Annotated in this window: 14 protein-coding genes; 12 read left to right on the forward strand and 2 right to left on the reverse strand. The window is 68.0% G+C overall.

Translation table 11 applies throughout. The annotated features are described in order from the left end of the window. Positions 1-8: 8 nt before the first annotated feature. The 10 genes from CLV49_RS13300 to dapF all read left to right on the forward strand — a co-directional run bounded on the left by CLV49_RS13300 (position 9) and on the right by dapF (position 10,290). Positions 9-2,762 (forward strand): DNA translocase FtsK, encoded by a 2,754-nt coding sequence (locus CLV49_RS13300; protein WP_106565103.1) that lies wholly within the window; start codon positions 9-11, stop codon positions 2,760-2,762. Between the two features lie 5 nt (positions 2,763-2,767). After that, a complete protein-coding gene (gene pgsA, locus CLV49_RS13305) occupies positions 2,768-3,373 on the forward strand; it encodes a CDP-diacylglycerol--glycerol-3-phosphate 3-phosphatidyltransferase (RefSeq protein ID WP_243696572.1) in 606 nt (201 codons plus the stop codon). Next, positions 3,370-3,852 carry a CinA family protein gene (locus CLV49_RS13310; protein WP_243696571.1) on the forward strand — a complete coding sequence of 161 codons (483 nt, stop codon included), beginning with the start codon at positions 3,370-3,372 and terminating at the stop codon, positions 3,850-3,852. The genes pgsA and CLV49_RS13310 overlap by 4 nt, the downstream gene beginning before the upstream one ends. Positions 3,853-3,989: 137 nt before the next feature. After that, positions 3,990-4,298: a helix-turn-helix domain-containing protein gene (locus CLV49_RS13315; RefSeq protein WP_106563967.1), complete on the forward strand. Its 309-nt coding sequence runs from the start codon at positions 3,990-3,992 to the stop codon at positions 4,296-4,298. A gap of 233 nt (positions 4,299-4,531) precedes the next feature. Continuing rightward, on the forward strand, positions 4,532-4,756 hold the full coding sequence (locus CLV49_RS13320; RefSeq protein ID WP_106563968.1) for a DUF3046 domain-containing protein: 225 nt from the start codon (positions 4,532-4,534) through the stop codon (positions 4,754-4,756). Between the two features lie 227 nt (positions 4,757-4,983). Continuing rightward, a complete protein-coding gene (recA, locus tag CLV49_RS13325; protein ID WP_106563969.1) occupies positions 4,984-6,030 on the forward strand; it encodes a recombinase RecA in 1,047 nt (348 codons plus the stop codon). Continuing rightward, a complete protein-coding gene (locus CLV49_RS13330; protein ID WP_158261981.1) occupies positions 6,023-6,811 on the forward strand; it encodes a regulatory protein RecX in 789 nt (262 codons plus the stop codon). The genes recA and CLV49_RS13330 overlap by 8 nt, the downstream gene beginning before the upstream one ends. A 27-nt stretch (positions 6,812-6,838) precedes the next feature. Beyond that, complete coding sequence (gene miaB, locus CLV49_RS13335) at positions 6,839-8,449, forward strand: tRNA (N6-isopentenyl adenosine(37)-C2)-methylthiotransferase MiaB (protein ID WP_106563971.1); 1,611 nt, start codon at positions 6,839-6,841, stop codon at positions 8,447-8,449. Then, positions 8,446-9,399 carry a tRNA (adenosine(37)-N6)-dimethylallyltransferase MiaA gene (miaA, locus tag CLV49_RS13340; RefSeq protein WP_106563972.1) on the forward strand — a complete coding sequence of 318 codons (954 nt, stop codon included), beginning with the start codon at positions 8,446-8,448 and terminating at the stop codon, positions 9,397-9,399. The genes miaB and miaA overlap by 4 nt, the downstream gene beginning before the upstream one ends. A 9-nt stretch (positions 9,400-9,408) precedes the next feature. Next, complete coding sequence (dapF, locus tag CLV49_RS13345; RefSeq protein WP_106563973.1) at positions 9,409-10,290, forward strand: diaminopimelate epimerase; 882 nt, start codon at positions 9,409-9,411, stop codon at positions 10,288-10,290. Positions 10,291-10,333: 43 nt separating this feature from the next. Here the strand turns inward: dapF and CLV49_RS13350 are convergent, their stop codons facing one another. Continuing rightward, entirely contained in the window at positions 10,334-10,963 is a 630-nt protein-coding gene (locus CLV49_RS13350; protein ID WP_106563974.1) for a class I SAM-dependent methyltransferase, read from the reverse strand. Positions 10,964-11,005: 42 nt separating this feature from the next. Here CLV49_RS13350 and hflX point away from each other — a divergent pair, with 42 nt between their 5' ends. Then, on the forward strand, positions 11,006-12,550 hold the full coding sequence (gene hflX / locus CLV49_RS13355; RefSeq protein ID WP_106563975.1) for a GTPase HflX: 1,545 nt from the start codon (positions 11,006-11,008) through the stop codon (positions 12,548-12,550). A gap of 13 nt (positions 12,551-12,563) precedes the next feature. Here the strand turns inward: hflX and lexA are convergent, their stop codons facing one another. Beyond that, entirely contained in the window at positions 12,564-13,286 is a 723-nt protein-coding gene (gene lexA / locus CLV49_RS13360) for a transcriptional repressor LexA (RefSeq protein WP_106563976.1), read from the reverse strand. A gap of 261 nt (positions 13,287-13,547) precedes the next feature. Here lexA and CLV49_RS13365 point away from each other — a divergent pair, with 261 nt between their 5' ends. Beyond that, entirely contained in the window at positions 13,548-13,946 is a 399-nt protein-coding gene (locus CLV49_RS13365; protein ID WP_243696570.1) for a LysM peptidoglycan-binding domain-containing protein, read from the forward strand. Positions 13,947-13,996: the final 50 nt, after the last annotated feature.

Genomic DNA, 13,996 nt, shown 5'->3' on the forward strand with positions numbered 1-13,996 from the left:
TGGTGATCATGGCCACGAGCACCAAGTCGACCGGCAAAGGCCGCGCAACCCCACGATCGACGCCATCGCGCGCCCGCTCGAAGACGGTCAAGCTGCCGGAGCCCGAGCCCGAGAAGGGCGTCAACGTCTTCGTCCGTGCCTGGATGGGTCTCGCGCACCTCGTCGGTGGGGCTGCTCGTGCTCTCGGCGCCGAAACCCTGTCGAAGGAGCAGCGGCGTGACGGCGTGCCGTTCCTCATCGTGCTCCTCGCCGTCGCCGGCATGGCGGTCGAGTGGTTCGGCACGGCTGACGAGGTCGCGCGCACCCTCGACGCCTGGACGTTCGGCGGCCTCTTCGGACGCGTGGCCTTCGCGCTACCCGTCATCATGCTCATTCTGGCGTTCTGGCTCTTCCGTCACCCGTCGTCCGTCCACGACAACGGCCGCATCGGAATCGGACTCGGCCTGTTCTTCCTCGGTGTCACGGGTATCTGCCACATAGCGGGCGGGCAGCCCAGCCCCGGAGAGGGTGGACTCCCGGGCCTCGCTCTCGCGGGCGGCCTTCTCGGCTGGCTCGCTGGCGCGCCGCTCGCAGCGGTCATCACGCCCATCGGCGGAATCGTCGTGCTCTCCCTCCTCACCCTGCTCAGCCTCTTCATCATCACGAAGACCCCTCCCGCCAAGGTCCCGGCACGACTCCGCCAACTGTGGGCGTGGATGTTCGGAGCCGAGCACGAGGAGGGCGCGCCGGACGGGCGTACGAAGGTCCTCGATGAGGCAGACGGTGACGACAGTCCCGACAGCCTCCCGTGGTGGCGCCGCAACAAGAGCGGCCGCGAGGACGCTCCGACCTTCGAGTCGAGCGGTGTCGACGACATGACCGAACTGCTGAGCGGAGGCACGTCCGGCGGATTCGAGTCGCCGGTGGAGCCGGAGATTCCCGTGGCTGCCTCCACGATGCACACCGAGGTCCTGGGCGATCTGTCGGCGGCCGAGCGCGCGGTCGCGGACTACTCGGGGTCGACTGCGGCCGGTGTGGGGCTCCACGACGACACCGTCTCGGGTGACACCGAGATGCTTCCCGGGCTCGGCAGCGTCGCGCTGCGGGGAGACGACGACGGCGCGCTCGCCAAGCCGACGGCGCCGGCCCAGCCCTACCGCCTCCCCTCGACGGCGGCGCTCGGTGCGGGCTCTCCCGCGAAGCAGCGCTCCGCGGCGAACGACGAGGCCGTCCGCTCGATCACCAGCGTGCTCGACCAGTTCGGAGTCGACGCGAAGGTCACCGGATTCTCCCGTGGCCCCACCGTCACCCAGTACGAGATCGAGCTCGGGCCGGGCGTGAAGGTCGAGCGCGTCACCGCGCTGTCCAAGAACCTCGCATACGCCGTCGCCTCGAACGAGGTGCGGATCCTCTCGCCGATCCCGGGCAAGAGCGCGATCGGCATCGAGATTCCGAACACGGACCGCGAGATCGTGACCCTCGGCGACGTCCTGCGGTCGAACGCCGCGACCGCGAGCACGCACCCCATGACCATCGGCGTCGGCAAGGACGTCGGAGGAGGGTTCGTCGTCGCCAACCTCGCGAAGATGCCCCACCTCCTGGTCGCCGGGTCCACCGGCTCCGGAAAGTCGGTCTTCGTCAACTCGATGATCACCAGCCTGCTCATGAGGGCGAAGCCCACCGAGGTGCGCATGGTCCTCATCGACCCGAAGCGAGTAGAGCTGGCCCCCTACGCCGGTGTACCCCACCTCATCACCCCCATCATCACGAACCCGAAGAAAGCCGCAGAGGCGCTGCAGTGGGTCGTCAAGGAGATGGACATGCGGTACGACGACCTCGCGTCGTTCGGGTTCCGCCACATCGATGATTTCAACAAGGCTGTCATCGCCGAGGAGATCGTGCTGCCGCCCGGAAGCGAACGGGTCCTCAAGCCGTATCCCTACCTGCTCGTGGTCGTCGACGAGCTCGCCGACCTCATGATGGTCGCACCGCGAGACGTCGAGGACTCGATCGTCCGCATCACACAGCTGGCGCGGGCGTCCGGTATCCACCTCGTGCTCGCGACGCAGCGACCCTCGGTCGACGTGGTCACGGGTCTCATCAAGGCCAACGTGCCCTCCCGACTGGCGTTCGCCGTGGCGAGCGTCACGGACTCCCGCGTCATCCTCGACCAGCCGGGGGCCGACAAGCTCATCGGTCAGGGCGATGCCCTCTTCCTCCCCATGGGTGCGTCGAAGGCCGTCAGGGTCCAGGGCGCGTGGGTCGCGGAGTCCGAGATCGAGAAGGTCGTCAAGCACGTCACGGCCCAGGCCCGCCCGGACTACCGACCGGACGTCGCTCAGGTCGCCGAGAAGAAAGAGGTCGACGCGGACATCGGCGACGACCTCGAGCTCTTGCTCGCGGCCACCGAGCTCGTCGTGTCGACCCAGTTCGGCTCCACCTCGATGCTGCAGCGCAAGCTGCGGGTGGGCTTCGCCAAGGCAGGCCGCCTCATGGACCTGCTCGAGTCCCGCGAGGTCGTCGGTCCGTCGGAGGGATCGAAGGCCCGAGACGTGCTCGTCACAGCGGAGCAGCTGCCCTCGGTCATGGCGCGCATGCGTGGCGAGGAGCCGGCGGGCGCACCGGCCTCGACCCCGTCGGCTGCACCGGTGACGTCGGCGTCCGCGGCGTCGTCGAGCACGTCTCATGCCGGCGGCGACCCGGTCGATGACCAGTTCGCGGGATATCCTGTGGTGGACGCGGAGTCCGACGAGGACGCCTGGGGATTGACCGGCAGGGAGTGACCGACGTGACCGATGACGCTCAGGTGGTCGGTTCGCGATCCTCGAACCTCAACCTGCCCAACACGATCACGATCGTCCGCATCCTTCTCGCACCCGTCTTCCTCTGGCTGCTCTTCGCAGACGACGGTGCGGGCGGCGGTCTCCGATGGGCCGCCACCGCACTCTTCGTGCTCGCGATCGCGACGGACGGCATCGACGGCCACATCGCGAGGAGTCGTAACCAGGTCACGGATCTCGGAAAGCTCCTCGATCCGATCGCCGACAAGGTCCTCACGGGCGCGGCGCTCGTCGCCCTCTCGATCCTGACAGAGCTCCCGTGGTGGGTCACGGTCGTCATCCTCGTCCGCGAGGTCGGGATCACGGTGCACCGGATGATCGTGCTGTCGGATCACGTCGTGGCCGCCGCATGGATGGGCAAGCTGAAGACCGTGGTGCAGGCGATCGCGATCTCCTTCGCCCTCGCCCCGCTCCCGGAGTTGCTCGGCGACTGGATGTTCGTGGTGAACGGCGTCCTCATGGCCGCTGCTCTCGTCCTCACGGTCGCGAGCGGTGTCGACTACATCGCGGCCGAGGCTCGCGGCGCCCGCGCCGCGCGCCGCACGCGATCGTGACCGTGGACGCTGCCGAGCTGATCTCGTCCCTCGCGGACGCGGGGCAGACGGTGGCCATCGCCGAGTCGCTGACCGGGGGAGCAGTCTCAGCGGCACTCATCGCTCCGGCGGGCGCGTCCGCGGTCGTCCGGGGCGCCGTCGTGGCCTACGACACCGAGTTGAAGGCGTCGCTCCTCGGCGTCGATCGCGACCTGCTCGACAGCGAGGGTCCCGTGCACCCCGAGGTGGCCCGTCAGATGGCGATCGGCGTGCGTGTCGCGCTCGCCACGTCAGGGGGAGCGGCGACCATCGGGATCGCGACCACGGGAGTCGCGGGCCCGGCTTCCCAGGGCGGTCGAGAACCCGGTACCGTCTTCGTCGCGATCAGTCACGGTGACGCCGTGGAGGTGAGAGAGGCGAACCTCGCGGGTGACCGCTCGGCCGTACGTGCTGCGACCGTCGACCTCGCTCTGGAGATGCTCGGGAATATCCCGCGTTAACTCGCCGTTACATCAGCCGTACACACACGAAAAGTCCAGTGATGGGCAGTACAGTTTTCGCAATCGAAGGATGTAGTAGCGTTACTCATCCGCACCGGCGGGGGCCGCAAGGCTGACACGCAGAAGGGGAGGCTCCCATGGTTCTCGTACGTCAAGAAATCGGCGATGTCCTGCGGGACTTCCGGTTGCAGAAGGGGCGCACGCTGCGACAGGTCGCGAGCCGCGCGAGTGTGGCGCTCGGATACCTCAGTGAGGTCGAGCGCGGCCAGAAGGAGGCATCGAGCGAGATCCTCGCATCGGTCGCCGAAGCCCTCGAGACCCCGATCTCCGTCATCATGCGCGAGGTCGGAGACCGGCTCGCTGTGCTCGAGGGCATCGACCCGATCCCCGACACCGTGCCCGACGACTTCGTCGCCGAGCTCGACGCCGACCTGATCGCGGGCTGACCTGATCGCCGGCTGATCTGCTTGCCGGCTGATCTGGCCGTCGACAGAGCCCTGACGAGGCCCCGTGGAGCGAGAAGCTCCGCGGGGCCTCGTCATGCCTGCACTCATCGTCCTCGGGCTCGTCGAGGCGGCGCCCATCGTGTGCGGCACCGTCGCGTGCGGGTATGGTCGTGGCGCGAGCGCGTCACGACAGGGGCCGGACGCCCAGGATCTGGTCTCGCGAAGGGAGTCTCATGAAACGCAGCGAGTTCGACATCGCGGTCGCCGACGAGTTCGGTGAGTCCTACGGCCGGGTGCTCGTGAATGATCTCGCCCTCTCGGCCCTCGGCGGTCGGACGGCGAGGGAGGGCATCAGGGACGGGGTGGAGGTGCGCAGCGTCTGGCTCGCCCTCTGTGACGAGACGGACGTACCGGTGAGCAGGCGTGCCGGGGTCGGTCGGCCGGAACCGCGCAGCTGACGCCGAATCCATCTTCGACACGCCGCGCGTCTCTCTTCGAACATGTGTTCGGTTCCTGCTAGCGTCGTCCACACGGGTACGAAGTGTCGGAACTCCACCGATTCGAGGATGCCATCGGCCGATGTCGGTGGTGCCTTCTAATGTCGGAGACATCAACGCCTCGCGCTCCAGCCTTGCCGTATCGGCAGCCTATAGGCGCTCCGCACTTCATGAGAGAGAAGGATCCCATGCCCTCACCCGCAGACCGCGAGAAGTCCCTCGAGACCGCCCTCGCCCAGATCGACCGCCAGTTCGGCAAGGGCTCCGTCATGCGCCTCGGAAGTGACGAGCGCGCCCCTGTCGAAGTCGTGCCCACCGGCTCGATCGCCCTTGATGTCGCGCTCGGTATCGGGGGCCTTCCGCGCGGACGTATCGTCGAGATCTACGGCCCGGAGTCGTCGGGTAAGACCACGCTCACGCTCCACGCCATCGCCAACGCGCAGCGCGCCGGCGGCATCGCCGCGTTCATCGACGCCGAGCACGCTCTCGACCCGGAGTACGCGAAGAAGCTCGGTGTCGACATCGATGCTCTGCTCGTGTCGCAGCCCGACACGGGTGAGCAGGCCCTCGAGATCGCGGACATGCTGGTGCGCTCCGGCTCGATCGACCTCATCGTCATCGACTCGGTCGCGGCGCTCGTGCCGCGCGCCGAGATCGAGGGAGAGATGGGCGATTCCCACGTCGGCCTCCAGGCTCGACTCATGTCGCAGGCTCTCCGTAAGCTCACCGGTGGGCTCAGCCAGACCAACACCACGATGATCTTCATCAACCAGCTGCGCGAGAAGATCGGCGTGTTCTTCGGAAGTCCGGAGACGACGGCCGGTGGTAAGGCGCTCAAGTTCTACGCGTCGGTCCGTCTCGACATCCGTCGCATCGAGACACTCAAGGACGGCACAGACGCCGTCGGAAACCGCACCCGCGTCAAGGTTGTGAAGAACAAGATGGCTCCGCCGTTCAAGCAGGCGGAGTTCGACATCCTGTACGGCGTGGGCATCTCGCGCGAGGGCAGCCTCATCGACTTCGGCGTCGAGCACACGATCGTCAAGAAGTCGGGTGCGTGGTACACCTACGACGGCGAGCAGCTCGGCCAGGGCAAGGAGAATGCCCGCAACTTCTTGCTCAAGAACCCCGACATCGCCGCCGACATCGAGAGCAAGATCAAGGTCAAGCTCGGCATCGGAGTTCCCAAGGCTGAAGAGACCCCGGACGAGCTGGCGGCGCGCCGCGGTGCGTGATCTGTCCTCCGGCTCGGACGAGGCCGGCCTCGCCCCCGTCAGGTATCTGTCGGAGGCGAGGTCGGCCTCGTCCGGCGTGGAACGATCGTCCGCCCGATCGGCGCGCACGACGGGCCCGCGGTTCCCTCAGGCCGATGAGACACCGCGAGCGGCGGCTCCCCGTTCCCCGGACACAGCTGACGAACCGCGTGAGGCGGAGCCCGTCACCGCCGAAGTGAGCGATGCCACGATCACGTCCTTCTCTGGCATCTCACTCGGAGCGGACGAGCCGGCCAACGAACCGGAGGTCGTCGAGCGCGCGGTCGTCGAGCAGCGCGTGCTTCGAGCGCTGTCTCGCAAGGCTCTGAGCGAGAAGGAGGTGCGTGCGCTGATCGCGGAGAACGGGCTCGAGGGGCCGGAGGTCGAAGAGATCGTCGACCGCCTCACCGACCTGCGATACGTGGACGATCGCACTCTCGCCGAGGAACTCACCCGTCGCCTGTCCGAGGGCAAGGGACAGAGCAAGAGTGCCGTCGGTCGTGCCCTGTCCGCGCGAGGCATTCCTGGCGACATCGTCTCGGAAGCTCTCGACGAGATCGACGACGGCGAGGAACGTCGGGTTGCTTTCGAGATCGCTGAGAAGCGTGCCCGCCAGATGGGATCGCTCGACGCGCAGACGCTCGAGCGCAGGCTGTCAGGATTCCTCGCCCGACGAGGTTATCCCGGCGGGCTCGTCCGAGACATCGTCTCCGATATCGCCAAGCGCAGGCCGTCCGGCGCCGCCGGGCCGCGATTCCGCTAGGTCGACGCGTCGTAGACTGACGGCACCATGAGCACGATCACGCCCTCCCTCGGACCCACCACCTCGTCGGCGACCGAGCCGTCGCAGAGCGGAGCTCGGAACGCTCGAACGTACGAGGTACGGACGTTCGGCTGCCAGATGAACGTGCACGACTCGGAGAGACTGAGCGGGTCCCTCGAGGCGGCCGGCTACGTCCGTGCGCAGGGTGAAGAGCCCGATGTCGTCGTCATCAACACGTGTGCGGTGCGTGAGAACGCGGACAACAAGCTCTACGGCAACCTGGGGCAGCTCGCGAGCATCAAGCGCCATCACGACGGCATGCAGATCGCGGTAGGCGGATGCCTCGCCCAGAAGGACAAGAACGTCATCCTCGAGAAGGCGCCGTGGGTGGACGTCGTCTTCGGCACGCACAACATGGGATCGCTCCCGAGCCTGCTCGAACGCGCCCGTCACAATGGTGAGGCCCAGCTCGAGATCCTGGAGTCCCTCGAGACCTTCCCGTCGACTCTGCCGACGCGACGCGAGTCGACGTCGAGCGGCTGGGTGTCCATCTCCGTCGGGTGCAACAACACGTGCACCTTCTGCATCGTGCCCGCCCTCCGCGGCAAGGAGAAGGACCGACGTCCCGGGGACGTCCTCGCCGAGATCCAGGCGCTCGTGGACGACGGCGCGATCGAGGTCACCCTTCTCGGGCAGAACGTTAACTCGTACGGCGTCGAGTTCGGCGATCGCGCCGCATTCGGGAAGCTCCTGAGGGCCACAGGGTCGATCGACGGCCTGGAGCGTGTCCGATTCACGAGCCCGCACCCGGCGGCATTCACGGACGATGTGATCGACGCCATGGCCGAGACGCCGAACGTCATGCCGCAGCTGCACATGCCGTTGCAATCCGGCTCCGACCGCATCCTCAAGGCGATGCGTCGCTCATACCGGAGCGAGAGGTTCCTCGGCATCCTCGATCGGGTGCGGGCCCGCATTCCGCACGCGGCCATTTCGACGGACATCATCGTCGGATTCCCCGGTGAGACGGAGGAGGACTTCGCAGAGACCCTCCGCGTCGTCGAGGCGTCACGGTTCGCGTCGGCGTTCACCTTCCAGTACTCGATCCGCCCGGGCACGCCGGCGGCGACGATGGACGAACAGGTGCCGAAGGCCGTCGTCCAGGAACGCTACGAACGGCTGACCGCTCTGCAGGATCGCATCAGCCTGGAGGAGAACCAGAAGCAGGTGGGTCGGGAGGTCGCCGTCCTCGTCTCGGCCGGGGAAGGCAAGCGCGACGCGGAGACGGACCGGGTGTCCGGCCGGGCCGAGGACTCCCGGCTCGTCCATGTCGCGATCCCGGAGGGCGTTGCCCGTCCCCGTCCCGGTGACGTCGTCACCGCGACGGTCACCTACGCCGCGCCGTGGCACCTTCTGGCCGAGGCGAACGGGTCGGCGCCTGTGCGGCGCACGCGATCGGGAGATGCCTGGGATCGCTCAGAGGCCGAGTCGTGCGGAGTTCCGGCTTCGCCCTCGGTGGCCGGCGGCCGCGCGGTCTCGCTCGGTCTGCCCACGCTCCGTGTCGCATCCGGGGAGCCGGCCACGTCGAGGTCGATCGCGACGTCGCCGATCTACCACCCCGACGACGACCGGCGGTGAGCGGCCCGCATCCGGCTCGCGTCATCGCAATCGGCGGACCGACGGGCACCGGTAAGAGCGAACTGTCCCTCGACCTGGCCGATCGGCTCGCGGCCGACGGTGTCCGAACGGAAATCCTCAATGCCGACGCGATGCAGCTGTACCGCGGAATGGACGTCGGCACGGCGAAGCTCCCCCTCGACGAGCGCCGAGGAGTGCCGCACCACCTCCTCGACGTTCTCGACGTCACGGAGGAGGCCTCCGTCGCACGGTACCAACGGGAGGCCCGTGAACTCATCACGACCCTGAACAGCCGAGGGGTGATGCCGATCCTCGTGGGCGGATCGGGTCTCTACCTCTCGAGCGTGCTGTTCGACTTCTCCTTTCCAGGAACCGACCCGGAGATCCGAGCTCGACTGGAGGAGGACCTGGACCAGTCCGGGCCGGGTGCTCTCCACCGTCGTCTCGTCGCCATCGACCCGGAGGCGGCACGGCGCATCGGTTCGAGCAATGGCCGCAGACTCGTTCGCGCGCTCGAGGTCGCGGCGATCACGGGAGCGCCGTCGTCCGGCCTCCTACCGGAACAGACCACGACGCCGGCGTCGAGCGTGGTGATCCTGTCCGCTCCGCGAGAGGAACTCGTGGTACGCCTCGATGCCCGCGTCGAGCGGATGTGGCGCGACGGGCTCGTCACCGAGGTCGAGGGCCTCGCCGGCCGGGGTCTGCGCGACGGTGTGACGGCGTCGCGAGCCATCGGCTACGCCCAGGCCCTCGCCCAGCTCGACGGGACCATGGGCGAGGACGAGGCGATCGCCGATACGCAGCGGCTCACGCGGCGCTACGCGCGGCGACAGGTCTCGTGGTTCCGCCGGTACGCGGGTGCCACCGTGCTCCATGCCGGTGCGGACGGTCTGGTCGACGATGCCGTCGAGGCCGTCCGCCCGCTCCTCGAGGCCGACGCCCCCGCCTAGAATCGAGGCATGCCGATCACGATCGACTTCACCAAGGGCCACGGAACCGGCAACGACTTCGTGCTCTACGCCGATCCGGACGGCGATTCGACGCTCACGCCCGCCCAGATCGCCGCGATCTGCGATCGTCACTTCGGCGTGGGCGCCGACGGGGTGATCCGCGCGATACGGACGGCTCACATGCCGGGGGGTGCCACGATCCTCGCGGAGACCCCCGAGGCGGAGTGGTTCATGGACTACAGTAACGCCGACGGCTCCGTCGCCGAGATGTGCGGCAACGGCATCCGTGTCTTCACGCGGTTCCTCCTCGAGACGGGGCTCGCGGTGCTCGAGAGCGGTGACACGCTCGCCATCGCCACACGAGCAGGCGTCAAAGACGTGCAACGCGGTGTGGACGGCTTCCAGGTCGATCTCGGACGCTGGGCTCTGGAGGGCGGCGAGCCGCTCGTGCGGGTGAAGGACGTTCCCGTTCCCCGTCCCGGCCTCGGTATCGACGTGGGCAACCCGCACGTCGTCGTGGCGCTGGCCAATGAGGAAGAGCTCACCGACGCCGATCTCGCGTACGCGCCGCAGATCGATCCCGTGCCGTCGGCCGGGGCCAACGTCGAGCTCGTCGTGCTGCACGAGCCGCTCGTGAGCGAGGGCGTCGGTCGAATCCGGATGCGCGTGCACGAGCGCGGCTCGGGGGAGACCCTCTCCTGCGGCACCGGGGTCGCGGCCGCGGCGCTCGCGATCCGCCACTGGGCAGGTCGAGGCGCCCCGGACCATTGGCGCGTCGATGTCCCGGGTGGACGTCTGGGCGTCAGGATGTTCGCGGCGGAGGACGGCGAACACGTCTCGCTCTCCGGACCGGCGGAACTCGTTTACACCGGCACACTCGACCTCGCCTGACCGTTGATCCGGCTCGCCCGCTGATCGGGCCCGCCGCGAGTCGTCAGTCGGCTGGGGCGGCCTCGGGACGACGCCGCACGCGCAAGACGCGGTACCCCTTGCCCGTCGACGCGCGAATGACGCTGAAGTCGTCGGGAAGCGTCGCGTCGAGCCACCGGTGCAGGCTGTCCGAGCCGAGGTTGCGCTGGACAACCAGGTACCCGTCAGAGGCGGGCTGAAGGCGTGGGATCCAGCGCTCGAGGAGGCCGTGCAGTTCGTCCTTGCCCACCCGGATCGGCGGATTCGACCAGATCGTGCGGAACATGATGTCCTCGGGCACCTCGTCGGGGAGAACCGCTCGAACGTTCTCGAGTCCGAGCGTGGCCGCGTTGCGACGGACGAGATCGAGTGCCCGCTCGTTCACGTCGACGGCCCAGACCGTGGCATGGGGTGACTCCAGCGCCAACGTGAGGGCGATGGGCCCCCAGCCGCATCCGATATCCAGGAAGTCGCCTCCCGGCGGGGGAGAGGGGACGGCCGAGAGGAGCACGGCGGTCCCCACGTCGACGCGGTCGGGACTGAAGATCCCGTTGCCCGTCTGCAGCCGACGCGGGGCGCCTGCGAGAGTGACGGAGAGCGACCGCAGGCCCATCTCGCTGTCGGGCGATGAGCTGAAATAGTGGTCGCCTGCCATAGTCCGTACGGTACAGGACCGCCAGAGAGTATCGTTAACCGGATGAATGAGACCCCTCCGAACACACCAGAAGACGACGCCGTCAAACGTGTGCTCGCGGCCGCGGGGCGCCCGTCGGCCGGGTACTCGATGTTCGGTGCCGGTCGGGCGCAGGCGTTGCAGGACACCGCCACCGTGAATGGCGATGGTTCCGACGGCGAGCAGTTCGACCGCGAGGACCGACAGGCGCTCCGCCGCGTCGGTGGACTCTCGACCGAGCTGGAAGACGTCACCGAGGTCGAGTACCGCCAGCTGCGGCTCGAGAACGTCGTGCTCATCGGGGTCTATTCGCAGGGATCGCTCCAGGACGCCGAGAACTCCCTCCGCGAACTCGCGGCTCTCGCTGAGACCGCCGGCGCTGTCGTCCTCGACGGCCTGCTCCAGCGGCGACCCCACCCCGACCCCAGCACGTACTTCGGTCGGGGCAAGGCCGAGGAGCTGCGAGCCGTCGTCGCGTCGCTCGGGGCTGACACGGTGGTCGCCGACACGGAACTCGCCCCCAGCCAGCGTCGTGCGCTCGAGGACGTCGTGAAGGTCAAGGTCATCGACCGTACGGCCGTCATCCTCGACATCTTCAGCCAGCACGCGAAGAGCCGCGAGGGCAAGGCGCAGGTCGAACTGGCCCAGCTCGAGTACCTCCTTCCGCGACTGCGTGGGTGGGGTGAGTCGATGTCGCGACAGGCCGGTGGCCAGGCCGCCGGTGGCGCGGGAATGGGTTCCCGAGGTCCCGGTGAGACGAAGATCGAGCTCGACCGTCGCCGGATCAACACGCGCATGGCGAAGCTGCGCGCCCAGCTCAAGGGATTCGCCCCGGCTCGCGAGGCCAAGCGAGCGAACCGCAAGCGCAACGAGGTACCGAGCGTGGCGATCGCCGGCTACACGAACGCCGGCAAGTCGAGTCTGCTGAACCGCATCACCCGCGCGGGCGTCCTCGTGGAGAACGCCCTGTTCGCCACCCTCGACGCCACGGTGCGACGCACACGGACGGAGGACGGGCGCACCTACACGCTCGCCGACACCGTCGGTTTCGTGCGCAATCTCCCTCACCAGCTCGTGGAGGCGTTCCGCTCGACCCTCGAGGAGGTGGCCGACTCCGATGTGATCGTGCACGTGGTCGACGCTTCGCACCCGGACCCGGCCTCGCAGATCGCGACGGTGCGCGATGTGATCGGCGACGTCGGCGGTCGGGACATCGCGGAGATCGTCGTCTTCAACAAGAGCGATCTGGTGTCGGAGGACGACCGGCTCGTCCTCCGCGGCCTCGCCCCCGATGCGATCTTCGCGTCCGCTCGCACGGGTGAGGGCGTCCAGGAGATCCTCGATCGGATCGCGGACAGCCTGCCGCGGCCGAGTGTCGTCATCGAGGCCCTGGTGCCGTACGACAGGGGCGAGCTCATCTCTATGCTCCACCGCCGAGCGCAGGTGACCTCTCTCGACTACACCGAGGAGGGTACGCGCGTCGAAGCGCTCGTCGGCGAGGAGATCGCCGCGCAGCTCGGCGACTTCGTCGTCGCCCGACGCGCGAACGCGCGCCCGGACGACGACTGAGGCGGACGACCGCTCAGACCGAGCGGAGGACGGCGACGATCTTGCCGAGGACCTCGGCCTGATCGCCCAGGATGGGCTCGAAGTTGGAGTTGCGCGGCAGGAGCCAGGTGTGTCCGTCGCGCTGCCGGAAGACCTTGACGGTCGCCTCCTCGTCGAGCATCGCGGCGACGATGTCACCGTTCTCGGCGGTGCGCTGCGAGCGCACCACGACCCAGTCGCCGTCGCAGATGGCGGCGTCGATCATCGAGTCGCCCGACACCTTGAGCATGAAGAGATCACCCTTGCCGACGAGCTGGCGGGGGAGGGGGAAGACCTCTTCCACGTGCTGCTCCGCCGTGATGGGCACTCCGGCGGCGATCCGGCCGACGAGGGGCACCATCGCTGCGTCGCCGACGGGCGTGCTGTTCTCGTAGTCGAGGGAGTCGGACGTGGCCGACGGGAGCTCGATGAGGACCTCGAGGGCTCGCGGCCGGTTCGGGTCGCGTCGGATGTAGCCCGACAGCTCGAGCTGATTGAGCTGGTGCGTGACGCTCGAGAGGGACGCGAGGCTGACGGCGTCGCCGATCTCCCGCATGCTCGGCGGGTAGCCGCGCTGGCTGACGGACCGCTGGATCACGTCGAGGATCGAGCGCTGCTTGTCGCTCAGGCTCTTCCTCCGACGTGTTCCCTGGCGCTCGCCTGAGCTCTCCGCGGCCGACGCATCTGCGCCTCGCGTGCCGTTGGTGGCCTTGCCCATGGTGCCCGCCGTTCCGCCCCGACGACCGAATGTCGGTGGCTCATGATCTGCTGTCTCTCGACAATCGAAACTGTATCCGTGCTCGCCGAGTGAACCAAACATTCGTTCGAGTGTGTCGTGGATCGATCTCGATATTCGTCCGAACATCGCGCTTGCGTGTTCGAACATTCGAAGATATATTCGGAACAGAGATTCGCTTCGAGGCCTCCCGGCCGAGGCCCCGAAGCGAACTCGCTTCCTTTCCAGAACAAGGAGAGCACCATGACCGCAATCACCATGAACGCCGTGAGCAGCACCGCCGCCCGCACCATGGGATCGTCGAGCGCGGCTCCGGCTTCCACAAAGGCCCGCCTCCGCATCACTCGTCGCGGGCGTCTCGTTCTCACCTCGCTCGTCGTGGGCCCGCTGGTCGCCGTCGGTGTCATCGCCGGTGTGAGCGCCACGTCGGCCATCGCCACCTCATCGAGCTCGGCCGTCGTCGAATTCGACTACCTCACGATCAACTCGGGGGAGTCGCTGTGGCAGGTCGCGGAGCGCATCGCTCCCGCGTCCGACCCTCGTGACGTGATCGCCGATATCGTCTCGCTCAACCAGATGTCCACGTCGTCGGTCGAGCCCGGACAGCGCATCGCGATTCCCACGGCCTACTCCGCCGGCTGACGCCTCCTGTCTGGCACGTTCCGGTCATTGATGGGCGGGGATGGTCGCGG

This window comes from Labedella gwakjiensis, from assembly GCF_003014675.1.
Lineage (GTDB): Bacteria > Actinomycetota > Actinomycetes > Actinomycetales > Microbacteriaceae > Labedella > Labedella gwakjiensis.